This is a genomic window from Streptomyces roseolilacinus, assembly GCF_014649335.1.
GTDB classification, from domain to species: domain Bacteria; phylum Actinomycetota; class Actinomycetes; order Streptomycetales; family Streptomycetaceae; genus Streptomyces; species Streptomyces roseolilacinus.
Genome location: NZ_BMSV01000003.1, coordinates 417,142 through 433,687 on the forward strand (window position 1 = coordinate 417,142; position 16,546 = coordinate 433,687).

Genomic DNA, 16,546 nt, shown 5'->3' on the forward strand with positions numbered 1-16,546 from the left:
CGCCCGGCCGCCCCGGGACGCGCCGCGGGCTCAGGCGAAGGCGCCCGGCCAGGGCCCCGGCGTCCCGACGGCCGGCTTGGCGGCCACGCGCGTGTCGTAGAGGCGGAAGCCGCGCCGCCGGTAGTTGGCGAGCGCGTGCTCGCCGTCCAGGGAGCAGGTGTTCAACCGGACCCGCTCGGTGGGCGCCCGGCCCGGCCAGCGGTCCGCCAGGTCCCAGGCGCGGGCCGCGCCGTACGACAGCAGGTGCCCGCCGATGCGCCGTCCCCGGAAGGCCGGGATCAGCCCGAAGTACATGATCTCGACGACGCCCTCGTCCTGCGGGTCCAACTCGACGTACCCGGCCGGCGTCCCCCTCTCGTACGCCACCCACGTCTCGGCGCCCGGCCGCTCCAGGATCTCCCGCCACTGCGCGTGCGTCAGCCCGAGCCGGTCCACCCAGGAGACGTCGCCGCCCACCGAGCAGTACAGGAACCGGCTGAACTCGGGCGAGGGCACCTCGGCGCGGACGATCTCCACGCCCCCCTCCGGCGCGGCGGCGGGCCGCAGGTCGTCCGGGGAGGTCTGCTCCAGGTACCAGGTCGTGACGTCGATGCTGCTCATGCCGGTCAGGGAACCACGGCGGGGGTGATTCCGGCCAGTGTGATCACCGTCCGTCGGGGGTGAGCGCCCGGGCGCGGGGGACGAGGGGGAGGGCGGCGCGGACCGCTTCGGCGGGATCCACGACGTCGATGCCCAGGGCGACGAGCCAGTGGTGGACCCGGGCGAGGGGGACGCCGAGGACGCGGGCGCCCCTGAGGAGCCCGTACAGGCTCACGGGGCTCCGGGTCAGCCGTCTCGTCTCACCGACCAGGTCGAGGGCCCGGGCGGGCGACAACCCCTCGGGCAGCTCCCGGCAGGAGAGGGGGAAGCCGTGCTCCGCCAGCCTGGCCGCGATCTCCACGGGCGGGATCATGAGCTCGGAGGCCGCCGCCAGGACCCGCGCGTACGGGACGGGTGCGTCCGCCCGCAGCCCCTGCCAGTCCATCGGGCCGGAGAACAGGTGGCCGTCCAGCTCCGACGCGGTCACCGGGCGCAGTTCGGGCACCGACAGGCCGTACGCCCGCATGCGGGAGGCGACCAGCGCCGGGGCGAGTCCCTTGCCTCGGATGACCGTGAGGAGGTGCGCGTAGAGGACGGGGCGCCCCGGTCGCAACGGTGAGTGGCTCAGCGTCTCGACATCCGGGGGCGGCGCCAGGATGTCCGGATCGTGGGACTGCGTCTCGGCCGGGAACGGCTCCGGGGGTGTGAAACCGAGCCGCCGGTACCAGCCGATCGCCTGAGCCGGGTCCACACCCAGTTCCCGCGCCGCCGTCAGGACGTGGGAGGGCGGCACGGGCGCTTCCGGGTCGAGGGGCCGGGCGGCGGCGGTGCCCACGTGCTCGCCCAGCGCCCGCCGCAGGTCTTCCGTGGGCGAGTCGGGGAGTACGGACCGCTCCGGCGCCAGCCCGCAGGACCGGAGCCGTGCGCACACGTCGGACACGGTGCGGTCCAGCGTGAGCGCGAGGTCGACCAGGACCTTGGGCGGGACCCGCTCACCCGGCGCGAACCAGGGGCACGACCGCTCGCGGAGGTACCGCCGCAGCACGTCGTCCGCCAGGCCCGCCCGCGCGGTGGCCAGTACGGCGTCCGGCACCTCCCTCCCGGCGTCGCGCAGGCGGAGCACCACCGTGTCCAGGGACTCGGCGCCTTCCACGCACGCCCTGACGAGCACCTCGGGGGTGACCGCGCCGGCGTGCCCGGCGACCCGGGGCGGCCGAGGCGAGCGGCCCTGCGGCACGGGCGCGTCGGGAAGCCCGTCCCACGGGCCGTCGTACAGGCCCAGCTCCGCGGCGCGCCGGGCCACCGCCCGGGGGGACCGGTGCAGGAGACCGGCCGTCTGGAACACCGGAACGTCACTCGTCACCCCGCCGCCGATCCCCTCCAGGAGAGCACCGTCGGACGGGAGCGCGGGAGCCACGGGGCCGACGGCCGCCAGGGCGGGACACAGACGGCTCAGCTCCTCCAGCGGAGGCTGCGGCCGGTGGGCGAGCAGACGCCACAGGAGGACGTGGTCCGGGACGCCGTCCCCGGCGGTCTCCAGTCTCGACGCGGTCCGGCTCGTCCGGTCCGGGAACAGCAGGCGGAGGTCGTCCGGCAGGAATCCGGCCCGGCTCGTCGCGGCGGCGCCGGGCGGAGTGCCGGGCACGTCCCGACCTTCGGCCAGGCAGCGTTCCACGATGAGGTCGGCCAGCGCCGCGCTCCTGGAAGCGACGTCGGTGAGCCAGTCGGAACGCAGGAGCGGACCGTCCAGCAGATGGCCGGACGCCTCCGCCAGCAACCCGCGAACCGTCTCCCGCACGTCGTCCAGGACCAGGGTCCGGTCCGCCGACAGCCTCTCCGGGGCCAGCGGCCCGGAGAGGTTCACCACCGCCCCGAACAGTCCCGCGCCCTGCTGGGACAGGACGCCCCCGCGCGTGTCCGGATGGACCACCAGCCCGTCCACGAGCAGCCCGCCGCCCCTCCGGCACCAGAAGACCTGCGCCCCCGGTGGGGCGTCCGGCCACGCCTCCATGGCGTCGCCCGCGTCCAGGTGGAACGTGTGGCCGCGCGACCGCCGCTCCTGCAGCACCCCCGGCCTCCACCGCACCACCTCCGTCCCGTGCCGCGCCACCGTCGCGAACTCCGCCACCCCCAGCAGCCTCGCCAGTACCTTCGGGCAGGACCATCGGTCGTCCACGTCCCGCAGGTACAGGCGCACCGTCGTGCCCGGCTGGTCACCCCGCTTCCTGGTGCGCACGATCCGGAACAGGTGCCCCGGCCCGAAGACCGACGCCTCCAGTACCGGGCCGGGCATGCCGTCCGGGCCCATCCGGCAGGTCGTGACGCGCAGTTCGTCGGCGAGCATGAAGTAGCTGAGCACGCCGATGCCGAAGCGGCTGTTGGGATGGAAGCGGACCGGCGGGTCGAGGCGGGCCCAGTCGGCCTGCTCCTCGCGGAAGTCGGGCTGCTCCGCGAACCGCGCGCCCGCCTGGGAGAACACCCCGCGCAGCTCGGCCTCGCCCATGCCGATGCCGTCGTCGCGGCACTCGACGTACGCGCGGCCGTCGCCGTCGACGCCCTGCTCGAACACGATGGAGCCCTCGTACGCGTACACGGCCGCCGGGTGCGTGCGGTCCAGGTACTCGGTGCGGGCCCGCCGGTACCGGCAGGCGTCCAGGGCGTTCTGGTACAGCTCCCGGATCGCCAGGTCCCGGTCCTTGTACAGCTGGACGCCCATCAGCAGGTCCCGCACCCGCCGCTCGTCCAGCCGGAACCGCGCCCACCCGGTGAACGCGCCCTCCACCGGGGTCACGCCGTCGGCGGAGAGCCGCACCGGCAGGCGCGGCACCGGCTGCGTCACCCGCTCCCGCACCGTACGGGTCACCGCGTGCAGCACCTCGTCCATGCGGCCCACCGCCGACCGCAGCCCCTCCACCACGGCCTCGTGGGAACACTCGGCCCGCAGCACCGGCAGGTCCGGCGACCCACCCCACGACGCCCCCTCCAGCGTGGTGCGCAGCGCGGCCGGGTCGACCGGGTGGGGGATGCCCAGGTGCTCGGCGACGACGTCCGGCAGCGTCGTCGTCCCGGGGGTCAGCGCGTACGCCAGCGAGGCGAGCAGCACCAGCCGCTGGTCGCGCACCCGTTGCAGGCCCGGCCCGCGCAGCGGGTCGTCGGACGGGAGGGTGGCGAGGAACTCCGGGTTGCAGACGTGGGGGCCGCGCCGCAGCCCGTGCAGGACCCGGCCCACCCGGACCGGCGCGAGCGCGTCGCCCAACACGGCGCCCGCCTCCCCGAGGGCGTCCAGCAGCCCCCGTACCGTCTCCGGCGCGGCGTACGCCTCGTGCCGGAGCAGCCAGCGGTGGAACAGCCACCAGCCGATCGGTCCCGCCGCGTCGGGCCGCAGCAGCGCCCGCTGCACCAGCACGCCGTGGCCGTCCGTGTACGCCTCGAACGCCGCCCGCTCCGGCGGCGTACGGTCCCCCGCCGGGCCGGGCCGCCACGGCTCGACGTGCAGGCGGTCGGCGGCCATCCGCAGGTCGTGCACCCGCGCCAGCAGCGGGACCAGCGCGAACAGCGCCGCCTCCGCCGGGTACAGGTCGAGGCCGGCGCCGTCGTCCGGTTCGCCCAGCAGCCACTCCAGGCGCTCCGCGAACCGCTCCGGACCCCGCGGGTCCTGCCACGGGTCGCCGGCCAGCCGCTCCTCCGCCTCGTCGCGCAGCCGGGCGAGGGCGGCGGCGGCCGAGGCGGCCGCCTCCCGGTACCGTGCCGGGTCCCGGGTGCCCGGCACGTGCCGCCACACCGACGCGTCGCGGACCAGGCCCACCCACGGGTCCCCGGCGGACGGCTCCGGCCGCGGCGGCACGACCTGCTGGATCGTCACCTGGCCGATGTGGCCCGCCTGGACGACGGACCCCGTCACCGTGCCGCCGTCCACCACGTTCCGGGTGCCCGGATCCCGCATCGCGCCCGCCCCTCCCCGCCCGCCCGACAAGGCGTCCAGCTTATGAGCCCCCCGCCCCGCCGCGGCACGCGCGCACCGCCGCGGGGGCGGACCCGCCCGAGGGATGGCGGCGCGCCTCTGGCAAGATCGTCCGCCGTGAATCGACCCGGCCGCGCCGACGCACGCCGTCCGCCGGCCGGGACAACGGGGAAAGCGAGGAACGGATGTCTGCGTGGACACGCGGAGCCGCGGCGGCGGGTGCCCTGGCGCTCGTCCTGACGCTGGCGGGCTGCGACGGCGGCACGGGAACGGGCGCGAAGGGCGGCAAGGGGTCCGGGGCCGGGGCGACGGCGACCGGTTCCGGTCCCGGCGCGGAGGACGAGAGGACGACGTACCGCCTGGGCGAGGAGAGCCCGGAGGCGGAGAGCGACATGCAGGCGTCGAGCGGCGCCAAGTACACCGTCACCCCGACCCGGGTGAAGACCGGCACCAAGGCCGACATGGACGCCTCCGGACTGAAGAAGGACGAGAAGGACGGACCGCGGGTGCCGGTCTACGTCTGGGCCGAGCTCACGCACAAGAGCGGCAAGCCCATGAAGGTCGGTGACATGGACGACGACCTGGTCGTCAGGACCGACCAGGGCACGCGCACCCGCGCGCTCCTGGTCCTCTTCGGCGAGGCGAAGTGGCCCGACTGCCCCGCCGCGGACACCGAGAAGCAGCTCGGCCCCGGACAGTCGGAGAAGATCTGCACCGCCTTCCTGATCCCCGAGGGCCAGAAGGCGGCCGCGGTGGAGCTGACCCGCGGCTTCTACAAGGAGCCGCTGGAATGGCCGGTCACCGGCTGACCCGGCTGGCCGCGCCGGACGGGGGCCACCTCATCCGGCGCGGTCGCCGGCCGTGCGCCGCGCGGCCACCACGGCGGGCGCCGTCGAGTACGGCAGCAGGTCGCCGGCGTCGGCCGGGGCGAGCACCTCCACCTCCACCTCGTCGCGGAACCGGTACGGCCGGTGCGCCAGCACGCCGCCCAGGGTGCGCCGTATCCGGGACATCTCCGCCCGCACGGTCACCGTCCGGGTCCGGTCGCCGAACACGTCGGCAGCCAACTGCGCCGCCGTACGGCCCTCCCGGCGCACGGCCAGCGCGTACAGCAGCTCCGCGTGACGCGGGCTCAACTCCCTGGTCCAGCAGCCGACCGCGCCCGACACCCGCACCGTCCACTCCCGCGGGCGGCTCACGTCGAGCACCAGCCGGGCCGCCGCGCCCCCGGCCCGCGCGTCCGCGGCGTCCAGCGGACGCACCAGCCAGCCGCCCGGCAGCGGCTCCACGTCGCACTCGCCCAGCGTCGCCAGCCGCACCCGGCCCGCCCCCAGCGACGGGGGCAGCGGCACCCGGTCCACCGGGGTGAGGCCCGTCACCGCCGCCGTCCAGCCGTACCGGTCCACCGCCACCGCCCGGCCGCCCACCCGGCACAGCAGCGGCGCCGCCACCGCCCGCAGCCGGGCGAGACCCGCCAGGTGCCGGTTGCGCAGCTCCGCCTCGGCGAGCCGCGCCACCGAACCGACCAGCAGCAGCGTCGCCGGGTGCATCGTCGTCACCGGGCCGCTCACGTCGACGACGCCCATCAGCCGCCCGTCGCGCGGGTCCGTGATCGGGGCGCCCGCGCACGTCCACGTGTGGTGCGTGGCGACGAAGTGCTCCGCCGAGTGGACCTGCACCGGGCGCCGCACCACCAGCGCCGTCCCCACGCCGTTCGTGCCGACCGTCGACTCGCGCCAGTCCGCGCCCGGTTCAAAGCCGTGCCCGTCCGCCATCCGCAGCACCGAGGGGTGGCCCTCCCGCCACAGCACCCGCCCGTCCGCGTCCGCGACGACCATGAGGTGCCGCGCGCCCGGCATCGACACGAGGCCCTCGCGGAGCAGCGGCAGCAGGACCGCGAGCGGCGAACCACCGCGCCGCTCCTCCAGCTCCGCGGGCGACAGCAGTCCCGAACGGCGGTCGCGGTCCGGGTCGACGCCCTCGCGGAGCATCCGCTGCCACGACGCCCCGATGTCGGCGCGCGGCGACAGCGGCGGCCGGCCGCCGCGCAGGGCGGCGTCCCTGATGTTCCTGAGCAGCAGCGTCGCCTCACGCGAGTCCATCGCGGCGAGCCGGGTGATGTCGACTGTGGCCTTCTGCACCGGGCCCTCCCGTTCCCGAACCGCCCCCATCATCTCCCGTCCGCGCGGCCGCCCGGACCGCCTCCGCACAGAACGCGCCACCGCTGCAACCTTCTGCAACTCTCGCGCGAGGCCCCCGTCCCGTACGACAGTGGCCGGGTACCGGTACTCCGGTACCCGACGGGATGGTGCCGTGTCGGCGCAGCACCATCCCGCCCGCGCTCCGGGCGCGGGACGCCGTCCGGTGTCCCGCGCCCGTCGGCGTTCCCTCGCGCGTCCCCTGCGCCCCGGGAGTCGTCGTCAAACGCCACGCTCACATCGGCGGGGACGCGAGAACGGCGGCTGCCCGGCGGGAACGGCCCCCGCCACGAACGTGATCCCTGCGACCACCCGGATCTCCCGGTCCCGTGGCGGCCCCGCGCCGCCGCGGGCGACTCGGCCGTCTCATCACGTGGGACACGGTGTCAGCGGCCGGCCAGGCGCTGGAACAGGGGCCGGGCCGGAGCCGCGCGTATCCGGGCCGCCCGGCGGGGTGCGGACGCCCCGACCACGGCGCACCGGCCGGGTGCCGTTCGGCGTAGGGTGAGTCGTGTTGTGTGACGAGGGCCGTCACTCCCCCGCGCAGGAGGGACGGCCCTTCGTCATGCCCGGGGGCAGCGTCGACGAGGGGGACCCATTGACCAGAACCGCCGAACCGGAGCACAAACTCGCGCAGAGCCTCTACGTGATCGCCGTCCAGGACGCCGCCTGGACACCGGCGGCCGTGTGCCGGCGGCTCGACTGGAGCAGCGAGGAGTACGCCGCGGCCATCCAGGTCCTGTCCCGCCTCGGCCTCCTGGTGCGGACCACCGCCACACCCAGCGGCTGGGCGTGCGTGTCGTCCGAGTCCGCACTCGACCACCTCCTCGCCGCCGACGCCCGCCGCGTCGACGAACTCATCGAGCAGACCACCCGCACCCGCGAGGCGATGGTGCGGATGCTCACCGACTTCCACCCCATCCACGCCCTGCGCATCTCCGGCACCCAGGCCCAGCTCGTGGAGGGCACGGCCAATATCGCGACCGCCCTGGAGGACGCCGCCCAGCAGGCGCGTGAAGAGGTCGTCTCGCTGCACCCGGGCCGCGGAGTGTCCGAGCACATGGCGGAGGAGGGCCTGGCGCGCGACCGGCGGGCGCTGCGGCGCGGTGTCGCGATGCGCACCGTCCACCTCGCCTCATCCGCGGCACTGCCCTACATGTCCGCCTACCTTCGGGAGTTGCGGAAGGCGGGCGGTCAGGTGCGTACCGCCGTGACGCTGCCGCATCGGCTCATCGTCGTCGACCAGCACCTGGCGATCGTGCCCGCGACCGGTGCGGACGGGCAGCAGGCGGCCGTCGTCGTGTACGACCCGTCCCTGGTCGAGGTGTTCCGCAGCCAGTTCGAGTACGCGTGGGCCCAGGCCACCGCCTTCGGCACGGGGGTGCGCACCGAGGCGGACGAGGACCCGGGGGGCCAGCCCGACCGGCGGCAGCGGGCGGTCCTCCGGTTACTCGCGGAAGGGCTGACCGACGAGGCGGTCGGGCGGCGTCTCGGCGTCTCGGACCGCACGGTCCGCCGGATAGTCGGCGACCTGACGTCGGCGCTCGGCGCCACCAGCCGGTTCCAGGTCGCGGTCCTCGCCGAACGCGCGGGCTGGCTCGCCTCTGCGGACCTTGAGCAGGAGGTGTGCGAGGACACCGGCGAGCAGTCCCCAGAAGGGTGAGCCGATGCCGGCGACCGTCACTCCGGAGGCAGTCGCGAGGAAGGTGACGACGGAGGCCTCGCGGTGGCGTTCGTCGGCGACCGTACGGGCCAGACTGCCGGAGAACGCCCCGAGCAGCGCCACCCCCGCCAGGGTGGCCACGAGCGCCTCCGGCAACCCGGTGAACAGGGCCACGAGCGTCGAGCCGAAGCAGCCCACGACCAGATAGCCGATGCCGCAGCTCACCCCGGCGACCCACCGCCTGGCCGGATCGCGGTGCGCCTCGGGTCCGGTGCAGATCGCGGCGGTGATGGCCGCCGGATTGATCGCGTGCGAGCCGAAGGGCGCGAGCAGCGTCGACACCACGCCGGTCGTCCCGCACACCACGCGCTCGTCCGGCCGGTAGCCGTCCGCGCGCAGCACGGTCATCCCCGGCGCGTACTGCCCGGCGAGCGTGGCGACGAGCAGCGGCACGCCGATGCCGATGAGCGCCCCCACCGAGAAGTGCGGTGCCGTGAGGTGCGGCACGGCCAGGCCGGGGCCCGAGACGTCCAGGTGAAGGCCGCCGCCCGCCCAGGCGGTGACAAGCCCGACGGCGAGCGCGCACATCACCGCGTACGTCGGCCACAGACCCTTGGCGAGCAGGTAGCCGACCACCATGGCGCCCGCGAGCAGCGGGGCGGAGCGCAGCGAGGTGAAGATCGCGGTGCCGAACGAGAAGAGGATCCCGGCGAGCATCGCCGAGACGATTCCCTCCGGAATCCGGGCGAGGACCCGGGTGAACACACCCGTGACGGTCAGCGCCGTGGCCGCGACGCCGGCGCACAGGAAGGCGCCGACGGCCTCGGCGTAGTCGTGCTGCGCGAGGGCCGTGACCAGGATGGCCGCGCCCGGCGTGGAGAACGCCGTGATCACCGGGGTACGGCTCCACCAGCTGAGCCCCACACAGGTCAGGCCCGCGCCGATGGAGATCGCCCACACCCACGACGAGGTCTGTGCCGCGCTCAGGCCGGCGGCCCCGGCGGCGGCCAGGACGAGGGCGAGCGGCCCCGCGTACGAGACCGCCATCGCCACCACGCCCGCGTTGACCGCGGAGAAGGACACCGACCGCACCAGTCGCACCGATTCAGCCCCAGATGAAGGAGAACAAAGGAACCACGGACATCACGACACCTCCCCCCCCGAAGACGTTGCCGCGCCGCACATGCTGCCGCACCGCACGGAGCCGGGGCACGCCGGGGGGCGTCCGCTTCAGGCCGCGTCCCCTACCGGACAGGACCGAGGTGTGACCGGAGTGGGTCATGGACCTTTCCGGACGGTCGACTTCCCTGGTCACAGCGTTCGCCGGAGTCACAGGATCTCCGGCATGACGACTCATGCGGAACCCCGTGCGGACCTCGCCGCGCTCACCCTCGACCCGGCCGAAACCACCCGCCTCGAGGAACTGCTCCACGACACGGCGCAGTTGCCGGGGCCCCTGGAACAGACCCTGCAGACCGCGGCCTTCGCCGCGCTCGCCGGACGTCTGCCGGCCCGGCTGCGCGAGGGCATCGGGTCCTTCCGCGACACCCCGCCGGACCACGGCCTGCTCGTGGTGCGCGGACTGCCCGTCGGGGACATCCCGGCGACCCCGGCCGTGTACGGCTCCGACGTCCTCGGTGAAACGCACCCCTCCAGCCTGCTCGTCGCCCTGATCGCGCACCCGCTGGGCGGGCTGATCGGCTACGAGGACGAGAAGTCCGGGGCGCTCGTGCACGACGTGTATCCGGTCCCCACCGACGCGGCGAAGCCCCTGAACTCCGGCTCCACCCTCTTCGACTTCCACACCGAGAACGTCCACCACCCGGTGCGGCCCTCGCACCTGGGCCTGCTGTGCCTGCGCCCCGACCACGACCGGCGGGCGGCCACCATGGTCGCCTCGGTCCGCGAGGCCGAGCCGCTGCTCTCCGCCGCCGACCGTGAGCTGCTGCGCACCGACCGCTACCGGAGCCGCTTCCCGCTCTCCTTCACGCGGGGCCTCGCCGAGGACGAGCGGCCGGTGACCGATCCGCACCCGGTCCTCATGGACGGCCCTGCCGGTGCCCCCGGCACGAGGGTCCGGTTCAACATGCACAACACCTTCGGCACGGACGCCTCGGCGCAGGAAGCCCTGGAGCGCCTCAACCGGGCCATGCACACGGTGCACCGGGCGGTGCGGGCCGACCGGGGCGAGCTGCTCCTGGTGGACAACCGGATCGTGGTGCACGGCCGCAGCGACTTCACGCCGCGCTACGACGGCAACGACCGCTGGCTGCGCCGGTTCTACCCGTACCCCGGCGAACTGCGTGCCGACGTCCTGGTGCGGGCCGGCGGCCGGGTGCTCGGCAAGGACAGCTACGCCCGTGCATGACCTGACCCTCACCACGGCGGTGCTGCTCTGCGTCGCCGCCGCACTCGCGGGCTGGGTCGACGCGGTGGTCGGCGGTGGCGGGCTCCTCCAGGTGCCCGCCCTGCTGATCGCCTTCCCGCACCTGGCCCCCGCGTACGCCCTCGGCACCAACAAGGCCGTCGGCGTCGTCGGCACCTCGGCGGCGGCGGTGACGTACGCCCGCAGGGCCCCCGTCGACGTGCGGCTCGCGGCCCGGCTCGGCTCCGTCGCGGCCCTGGCGGCGATGGGCGGGGCGTTCTTCGCGGCCGGCGTGAAGAGCGAGGTGCTGCGCCCCGTGATCATGGTGCTGCTGCTCGCCGTCGCCGCCTTCGTCGTGTCGAAGCCGCAGTTCGGGCAGAGGCCCGGGGGCACCGTGACCCGGCAGCGGGTCCTCGCCGCCGTCGTGGTCGTCGGCGCGGGCATCGGCTTCTACGACGGCCTGCTCGGGCCCGGCACCGGGACCTTCCTGGTGATCGGCCTGGTCGCGGTTCTGTCCATGGACATGGTCACGGCGTCGGCGACCGCGAAAGTCGTCAACGTCGGGACGAACCTGGGCGCGCTCGCGATATTCGCCTACCAGGGGACGGTCCTGTGGGCGCTCGCTCCCCTCTTGGCGGTGTTCAACCTCGCGGGCGCCTCGGTGGGCGCGCGCATGGCGCTCAAGCGCGGCAGCGGTTTCGTACGTGCCGTGTTGCTCGTCGTCGTGACCGTGCTGGTCGGCAAGCTCGCACTCGATCAATGGGGGACATGAGATGTCCATCGGAATTCTGGGCGGAATGGGCCCGTTGGCCACGGTCGACTTCTACCGGAAGGTGATCGACGCGACCCCGGCCGGCATCGACCAGGAACACCTGCCGGTCGTGGTGTGGGCCGACCCGACGGTTCCGGACCGCTCGGCGGCGCTGAGTGGGCGCGGGCCCGACCCGACGCCGTGGCTGGTGCGCGGTGCGCACCGGCTCGAGGCGATGGGGGCGCGGCTCATCGCGACCCCGTGCAACACCGCGCACGCCTTCCTCGACGAGGTACGGACCAGCGTGCGCGTCCCGATGCTCGACATGATCGCGGAGACGGTCGCCGAGATCCGCTCCGACCACCCGGACGTGGTGTCGGTCGGGCTTCTGGCCACCACCGGCACGGTGCGCGCCGGTCTCTACCAAAGGGCTCTGGAGGCAGCGGGTCTGCGGGTCGTGGTACCGGGCGGGCTCACCCAGGGCGAAGCCGTGACGGGCGCCATCCGCCGGGTCAAGGCGGGCGACCTCGGCGCGGCCGGGGCCTGCCTGATCGAGCGCGCGAGCGAGGAGCTGGCGGCCCGGGGCGCGGGCCTGCTCGTGGCGGGCTGCACCGAACTGCCGCTGCTCCTCGGCGAGCGGAGCGCCGGCCTGCCGGTCGTCGATCCCACGGCCGCCCTGGCGCGGGCGACGGTACGGGAGGCCCTGGCCCGGCCGGCGCCGGTTTGATGCGAACCCCGTGGCGGGGGCGGGCCTCCCCACCGTGACGGCGGGAACGCGCCCGCCCGTCATGCGGACCGTGTGGGGTGGGCGCTCGTGGTCGCGGGCGCCCTGGAGGGTCTTGTTCTTCGGGGAGGAGCGGAAGCCCCGGCACGCCCCAGAGGCATCCGGCGGCGACGAGGAGGAGACGCTGATGACCGTGCTACGTTCCGTCCACGGCGCGACGTCCGGCGTCGCCTGAAGACACTCCCTAGGGGCGGGCCCGCTCCACGATCGCGCGGAGGTCCAGGGTGTGCGGCAGCGTCCCGAACGCCGCTCCCCGGTCCCCGCCCAGCCGGGAGGCGCAGAACGCGTCCGCGACCTCCGGCGGCGCCCACCGCACCAGCAGCGAGCCCTGCAGCACCAGCGCCATCCGCTCCACCAGCCGCCGCGCCCGCGCCTCGATCCCCTCCAGGTCCGCCAGTTCCGTCAGCAGGCCCTTGATCGCCGCGTCCAGCCGGTGGTCCGCGCCGCGCGCCCGGCCGACCTCCCGCAGGAACGCGTCGAGCGCGCCCGGTTCCCGCTGCATCGCCCGCAGCACGTCCAGCGCCTGGACGTTGCCGGAGCCCTCCCAGATGGAGTTGAGCGGCGACTCGCGCAGCAGCCGCGGCATGCCCGACTCCTCCACGTACCCGTTGCCGCCCAGGCACTCCAGGGCCTCCGCCACCATCGGCGTGCACCGCTTGGTCACCCAGTACTTCGCGGCCGGCACCGCCAGCCGCAGCAGCGCCCGCTCCGACTCCGCGCCGCCCTGCCCGCCGGCCGCGGGGGCGCCCGACTCCACCGCGTCGTACGCCGCCGCCAGCCGCATCCCCAGGACCGTCGCCGCCTCCGACTCCAGCGCCAGGTCGGCCAGGACGTTGCGCATCAGCGGCTTGTCGATCAGGAGCCCGCCGAACGCGCTGCGGTACGCCGTGTGGTGCACGGCCTGCGCGACCGCCTGCCGCATCAGCGCGGCCGAGCCGAGCACGCAGTCGAGGCGCGTCGCGGCGACCATCCCGATGATGGTGCGCACCCCCCGCCCCTCCTCGCCGACCAGGCGCGCCCACGTCCCGTCGAACTCGACCTCGGCGGACGCGTTCGACCGGTTGCCGAGCTTGTCCTTCAGCCGCTGGATCCGGAACACGTTGCGCGTGCCGTCCGCCAGGACCCGCGGCACCAGGAAGCAGGTGAGCCCGCCGGGGGCCTGCGCCAGCACCAGGAAGCCGTCCGACATGGGCGCCGAGCAGAACCACTTGTGGCCCGTCAGGACGTACTCGCCCGCCGCGGCCAGCGGCTCCGCCACCGTCGTGTTGGCGCGGACGTCGCTGCCGCCCTGCTTCTCCGTCATGCCCATCCCGAACAGCACGCCCGCCTTCTCGGCGGGCGGCAGCAGCTGCTCGCCCTCGTACACCTTCGAGGTCAGCCGCGGCTCCCACTCGGCCGCGAGGTCCGGGTCGGTGCGCAGCGCGGGGACCGCCGCGTGGGTCATCGACAGTGGGCAGCCGTGCCCCGCCTCCGTCTGCGACCACACCAGGAACCCGGCGGCGCGCCGCACGTGCCCGCCGGGCCGGCCCCAGGCGGAGGTCAGCCCCGACGTGACGGCGTGGCCCAGGAGCCGGTGCCACGCCGGGTGGAACTCGACCTCGTCGACGCGGTTGCCGTACCGGTCGTGGGTGCGCAGCCTCGGCGGGAACTCGTCGGCGAGGGCGCCCCAGGACTGGGCCTGCACCGATCCGGCGGTGGTGCCCAGTGACGACAGCTCCTCGCGGGCCTCCTCGCGCAGGTCGGGCGGAAGGTGTCGTTCCACCGCCTCGGTCAGGGCCCGGTCGGCGGTGAAGACGTCGTACCCGACCAGGGGCGGAGGCTGGTTGGTCACGGTGTGGGTGGTGGCTGCCATGCGGATACCGTAAAGACGTGCAGGCAGCGAAGGAAACACCCGAACCGGCCGGGGGGCCCGCCGGTTCCCCGGGCCCCGCAGGGCGGGGCGCGCCCCCCGGCGCCTCCCCGGGCCGGCTCCACCGGGCCAGGGCCCTCTACCGCAACGTGTCGAAGCGGAAGATGGCGTGGCTCCTCCTGAAGGACACCGTCAACTCGTGCATCGAGTACCGGATCCTCGGCCTCGCCGCCGAGGCCGCGTTCTTCACCCTCCTGTCCCTGCCGCCGCTGATGCTCGGCCTGCTCGGCCTGCTCGGCTACATCGACGACTGGACGGACACCACCACCGTCGCGTCCATCGAGAAGAACATCCTCGCCGCCGTCGGCACGGTCCTGTCCGACCGGGGCGTCAACGAGATCGCGAAGCCCCTGCTGGAGGACGTCACCCGGGGCGGCAGGCCCGACGTGATCTCGATCGGCTTCGCCATAGCGCTCTGGTCGGGCTCCCGCGCGGTGAACGTCTTCATCGACACGATCACCGTCATGTACGGCCTCGACGGGCGCCGCGGCATCGTCGCGACCCGGCTGCTCGCCTTCCTCCTCTACCTGATCGCCCTGGTGATCGGCGCGGTCGTCCTGCCGCTGGCCGTCGTCGGCCCTGACCGGGTCGTGGAGGTGGTGCCGTTCGGGACGGAGGTGGTGTCCGTCCTGTACTGGCCGGTCGTCATCCTGCTGTCCATCGCGTTCCTCACGACCCTGTACCACGTGTCCGTACCGGTCAGGTCGCCGTGGATCGAGGACGTGCCGGGCTCGCTGGTGGCGCTCGCCATGTGGGTCCTGGGCAGTTTCCTGCTGCGCATCTACCTGACGAACACCGTCGAGGGCCCCACCATCTACGGTTCCCTCGCGGCGCCCATCGCGGTGCTGCTGTGGATCGGCATCTCCGCCTTCGCGGTGCTCGTCGGCGCCGCCGTCAACGCGGCCGTCGACCGGGTCTGGCCGTCCGTCGCCACGGCCGCCGCCCGCGCCGAGACCGAACGCGCCCGCGCCGCCGAGGTCGCCGCCCTGCTGGCCCGCGCGCAGTCCGGCGACGGCGACCCGGACATGCCGTCGGAGTTCCCGGAGCGCTGGTCGCGCTTCCTCCCCCCGGACGACGTGCGGGCCCGCCTCCAGTGGGAGAAGGCGGAGAAGGACCGGCGGCCGAAGGAGCGGCCCGACCGGGAGGGGTCCGTCCCGCGCAACCGCGACGGGGAGGCGGGCTGACCCCCCGCTACCGGGAGCGGCCCTCCCGGCTGGACGGCGCGGTCGTCTGGGAGCTGACCGGTGCCCGCCCGGACGGGGCGGTCCACCCGGTCCTGCCGGACGGCTGCATGGACCTGCTGTGGACGGAGGGCCGGCTCCTCGTCGCCGGCCCCGACACCCGGGCGCACGTCCCCGAGGGCGCGGGCGCCGCCTGGGCCGGGGTCCGCTTCGCGCCCGGTGACGCGCCCGCCCTGCTCGGCGTACCGGCGCACGAACTGCGCGACCGGCGCGTCGACCTGGCCGACCTGTGGCCCGCCGCCCGGGCCCGCCGGCTGGCCGCCCGCGTGGCCGCCGCCCCCGCGGGCCCGGCCGCCGGCCTGGAGGAGGCGGCCCTGCGCGCGGCGGCCGCCGCGCCCCGACCCGACCCGCTGCTCCGCGCCGTCGCCGCCCGGCTGGACGCGGGCTGGAGCGTCGCCGCCACGGCCGACGCGGTGGGCCTGGGCGTGCGGCAGCTGCACCGGCGCTCCCTGGACGCCTTCGGGTACGGGCCGAAGACCCTCGCCCGCGTCCTGCGCCTCCAGCGGGCCCTCGCGCTGGTCCGCGCCGGGACCCCGTACGCGGCGGTCGCGGCCGCCGCGGGCTACACCGACCAGGCGCACCTGACCCGCGACGTGCGCGCCCTGACGGGCCGGACCCCGACGGCCTACGCGGCGGCGTCGGCGAACAGGTCCACGCCCCGCCCGTCCGGGTCGAGGACCACCGCGTAGCGCTGCCCCCACGGCGCGTCCCACGGCGCCAGGTGCCCCCGGTACCCGGCCGCCACCAGCTCCCCGTACAGCGCGTCGACCCCGGCCGGGCCGTCGCAGCGGAAGGCGAGCGCCGTCCGGTCGCCGCCGCCGGCGGCCGCCAGGCCGGGGTCGAAGGCGCGGACCGCCTCCTCGGTGTCCCACATGATCCGCAGTCCGCCGGGCAGCACGGCCTCCGCGTGCGGCGCGGAGTCGGCCCCGGGCGGGACGTCCAGGCCGAGGCGGCGGTAGAAGGCGAGGGAGGCGGCCATGTCGGAGACGACGAGGCCGATCGCGTCGAAACGAGGTGTCACGGTCATGCCCGCACCGTACGGGCCGCCGCCCGCACCGGTCTTGTACGGATCGGACGTGCGGGCCCCGTCGTCCG

The 16,546-nt window shown here is 75.2% G+C and carries 12 protein-coding genes and 1 pseudogene; 7 read left to right on the forward strand and 6 right to left on the reverse strand.

The window, feature by feature from the left end; translation table 11 throughout:
* Positions 1-30: 30 nt before the first annotated feature.
* Both IE106_RS09155 and IE106_RS09160 read right to left on the reverse strand, forming a co-directional pair.
* Positions 31-600 carry a GNAT family N-acetyltransferase gene (locus tag IE106_RS09155; protein WP_189531780.1) on the reverse strand — a complete coding sequence of 190 codons (570 nt, stop codon included), beginning with the start codon at positions 598-600 and terminating at the stop codon, positions 31-33.
* A gap of 43 nt (positions 601-643) precedes the next feature.
* Positions 644-4,522 carry a wHTH domain-containing protein gene (locus IE106_RS09160; protein ID WP_189531782.1) on the reverse strand — a complete coding sequence of 1,293 codons (3,879 nt, stop codon included), beginning with the start codon at positions 4,520-4,522 and terminating at the stop codon, positions 644-646.
* A gap of 203 nt (positions 4,523-4,725) precedes the next feature.
* Here IE106_RS09160 and IE106_RS09165 point away from each other — a divergent pair, with 203 nt between their 5' ends.
* Positions 4,726-5,349 carry a hypothetical protein gene (locus IE106_RS09165; RefSeq protein WP_189531784.1) on the forward strand — a complete coding sequence of 208 codons (624 nt, stop codon included), beginning with the start codon at positions 4,726-4,728 and terminating at the stop codon, positions 5,347-5,349.
* A gap of 30 nt (positions 5,350-5,379) precedes the next feature.
* On the opposite strand, the gene IE106_RS09170 is transcribed toward IE106_RS09165, so the two are convergent.
* Positions 5,380-6,681 (reverse strand): helix-turn-helix domain-containing protein, encoded by a 1,302-nt coding sequence (locus tag IE106_RS09170; protein ID WP_229840198.1) that lies wholly within the window; start codon positions 6,679-6,681, stop codon positions 5,380-5,382.
* Positions 6,682-7,894: 1,213 nt separating this feature from the next.
* Between IE106_RS09170 and IE106_RS30235 the strand changes: the two are divergent.
* Positions 7,895-8,260: pseudogene (locus tag IE106_RS30235) on the forward strand (helix-turn-helix domain-containing protein); the annotation flags it as partial.
* Here the strand turns inward: IE106_RS30235 and IE106_RS09175 are convergent.
* A complete protein-coding gene (locus tag IE106_RS09175; protein ID WP_229840199.1) occupies positions 8,186-9,484 on the reverse strand; it encodes a benzoate/H(+) symporter BenE family transporter in 1,299 nt (432 codons plus the stop codon). The pseudogene IE106_RS30235 and the gene IE106_RS09175 sit on opposite strands and share 75 nt — an antisense overlap.
* A 262-nt stretch (positions 9,485-9,746) precedes the next feature.
* Here IE106_RS09175 and IE106_RS09180 point away from each other — a divergent pair, with 262 nt between their 5' ends.
* The 3 genes from IE106_RS09180 to cuyB are packed head-to-tail and all read left to right on the forward strand — an operon-like array spanning position 9,747 to position 12,244.
* Positions 9,747-10,769, forward strand: a complete 1,023-nt coding sequence (locus tag IE106_RS09180) for a TauD/TfdA family dioxygenase (RefSeq protein ID WP_189531786.1) — start codon at positions 9,747-9,749, stop codon at positions 10,767-10,769.
* Positions 10,762-11,538, forward strand: coding sequence for a sulfite exporter TauE/SafE family protein (locus IE106_RS09185; RefSeq protein WP_189531788.1), 777 nt, complete (start codon positions 10,762-10,764; stop codon positions 11,536-11,538). The genes IE106_RS09180 and IE106_RS09185 overlap by 8 nt, the downstream gene beginning before the upstream one ends.
* 1 nt (position 11,539) lies before the next feature.
* The gene (gene cuyB / locus IE106_RS09190) at positions 11,540-12,244 is read left to right on the forward strand and encodes a cysteate racemase (RefSeq protein WP_189531790.1); all 705 of its coding nucleotides are present in this window, start codon (positions 11,540-11,542) and stop codon (positions 12,242-12,244) included.
* Between the two features lie 241 nt (positions 12,245-12,485).
* Here the strand turns inward: cuyB and IE106_RS09195 are convergent, their stop codons facing one another.
* Positions 12,486-14,153, reverse strand: coding sequence for an acyl-CoA dehydrogenase family protein (locus tag IE106_RS09195; RefSeq protein ID WP_189531792.1), 1,668 nt, complete (start codon positions 14,151-14,153; stop codon positions 12,486-12,488).
* Between the two features lie 17 nt (positions 14,154-14,170).
* On the opposite strand from IE106_RS09195, the gene IE106_RS09200 reads away from it, so the two are divergent.
* A complete protein-coding gene (locus IE106_RS09200) occupies positions 14,171-15,394 on the forward strand; it encodes a YihY/virulence factor BrkB family protein (RefSeq protein WP_373295923.1) in 1,224 nt (407 codons plus the stop codon).
* Positions 15,391-16,140 carry a helix-turn-helix domain-containing protein gene (locus IE106_RS09205; protein ID WP_189532244.1) on the forward strand — a complete coding sequence of 250 codons (750 nt, stop codon included), beginning with the start codon at positions 15,391-15,393 and terminating at the stop codon, positions 16,138-16,140. The genes IE106_RS09200 and IE106_RS09205 overlap by 4 nt, the downstream gene beginning before the upstream one ends.
* On the opposite strand, the gene IE106_RS09210 is transcribed toward IE106_RS09205, so the two are convergent.
* Positions 16,077-16,478, reverse strand: coding sequence for a VOC family protein (locus IE106_RS09210; protein WP_189531794.1), 402 nt, complete (start codon positions 16,476-16,478; stop codon positions 16,077-16,079). The two genes, IE106_RS09205 and IE106_RS09210, sit on opposite strands and share 64 nt — an antisense overlap.
* Positions 16,479-16,546 lie beyond the last annotated feature (68 nt).

Excerpts from the sequence above, each read along its gene's own strand:
- IE106_RS09155 (WP_189531780.1), bottom strand. The coding sequence starts at position 600 with ATGAGCAGCATCGACGTCACGACCTGGTACCTGGAGCAGACCTCCCCG.
- IE106_RS09160 (WP_189531782.1), bottom strand. The coding sequence starts at position 4,522 with ATGCGGGATCCGGGCACCCGGAACGTGGTGGACGGCGGCACGGTGACG.
- IE106_RS09165 (WP_189531784.1), top strand. The coding sequence starts at position 4,726 with ATGTCTGCGTGGACACGCGGAGCCGCGGCGGCGGGTGCCCTGGCGCTC.
- IE106_RS09180 (WP_189531786.1), top strand. The coding sequence starts at position 9,747 with ATGACGACTCATGCGGAACCCCGTGCGGACCTCGCCGCGCTCACCCTC.
- cuyB (WP_189531790.1), top strand. The coding sequence starts at position 11,540 with ATGTCCATCGGAATTCTGGGCGGAATGGGCCCGTTGGCCACGGTCGAC.
- IE106_RS09195 (WP_189531792.1), bottom strand. The coding sequence starts at position 14,153 with ATGGCAGCCACCACCCACACCGTGACCAACCAGCCTCCGCCCCTGGTC.
- IE106_RS09210 (WP_189531794.1), bottom strand. The coding sequence starts at position 16,478 with ATGACCGTGACACCTCGTTTCGACGCGATCGGCCTCGTCGTCTCCGAC.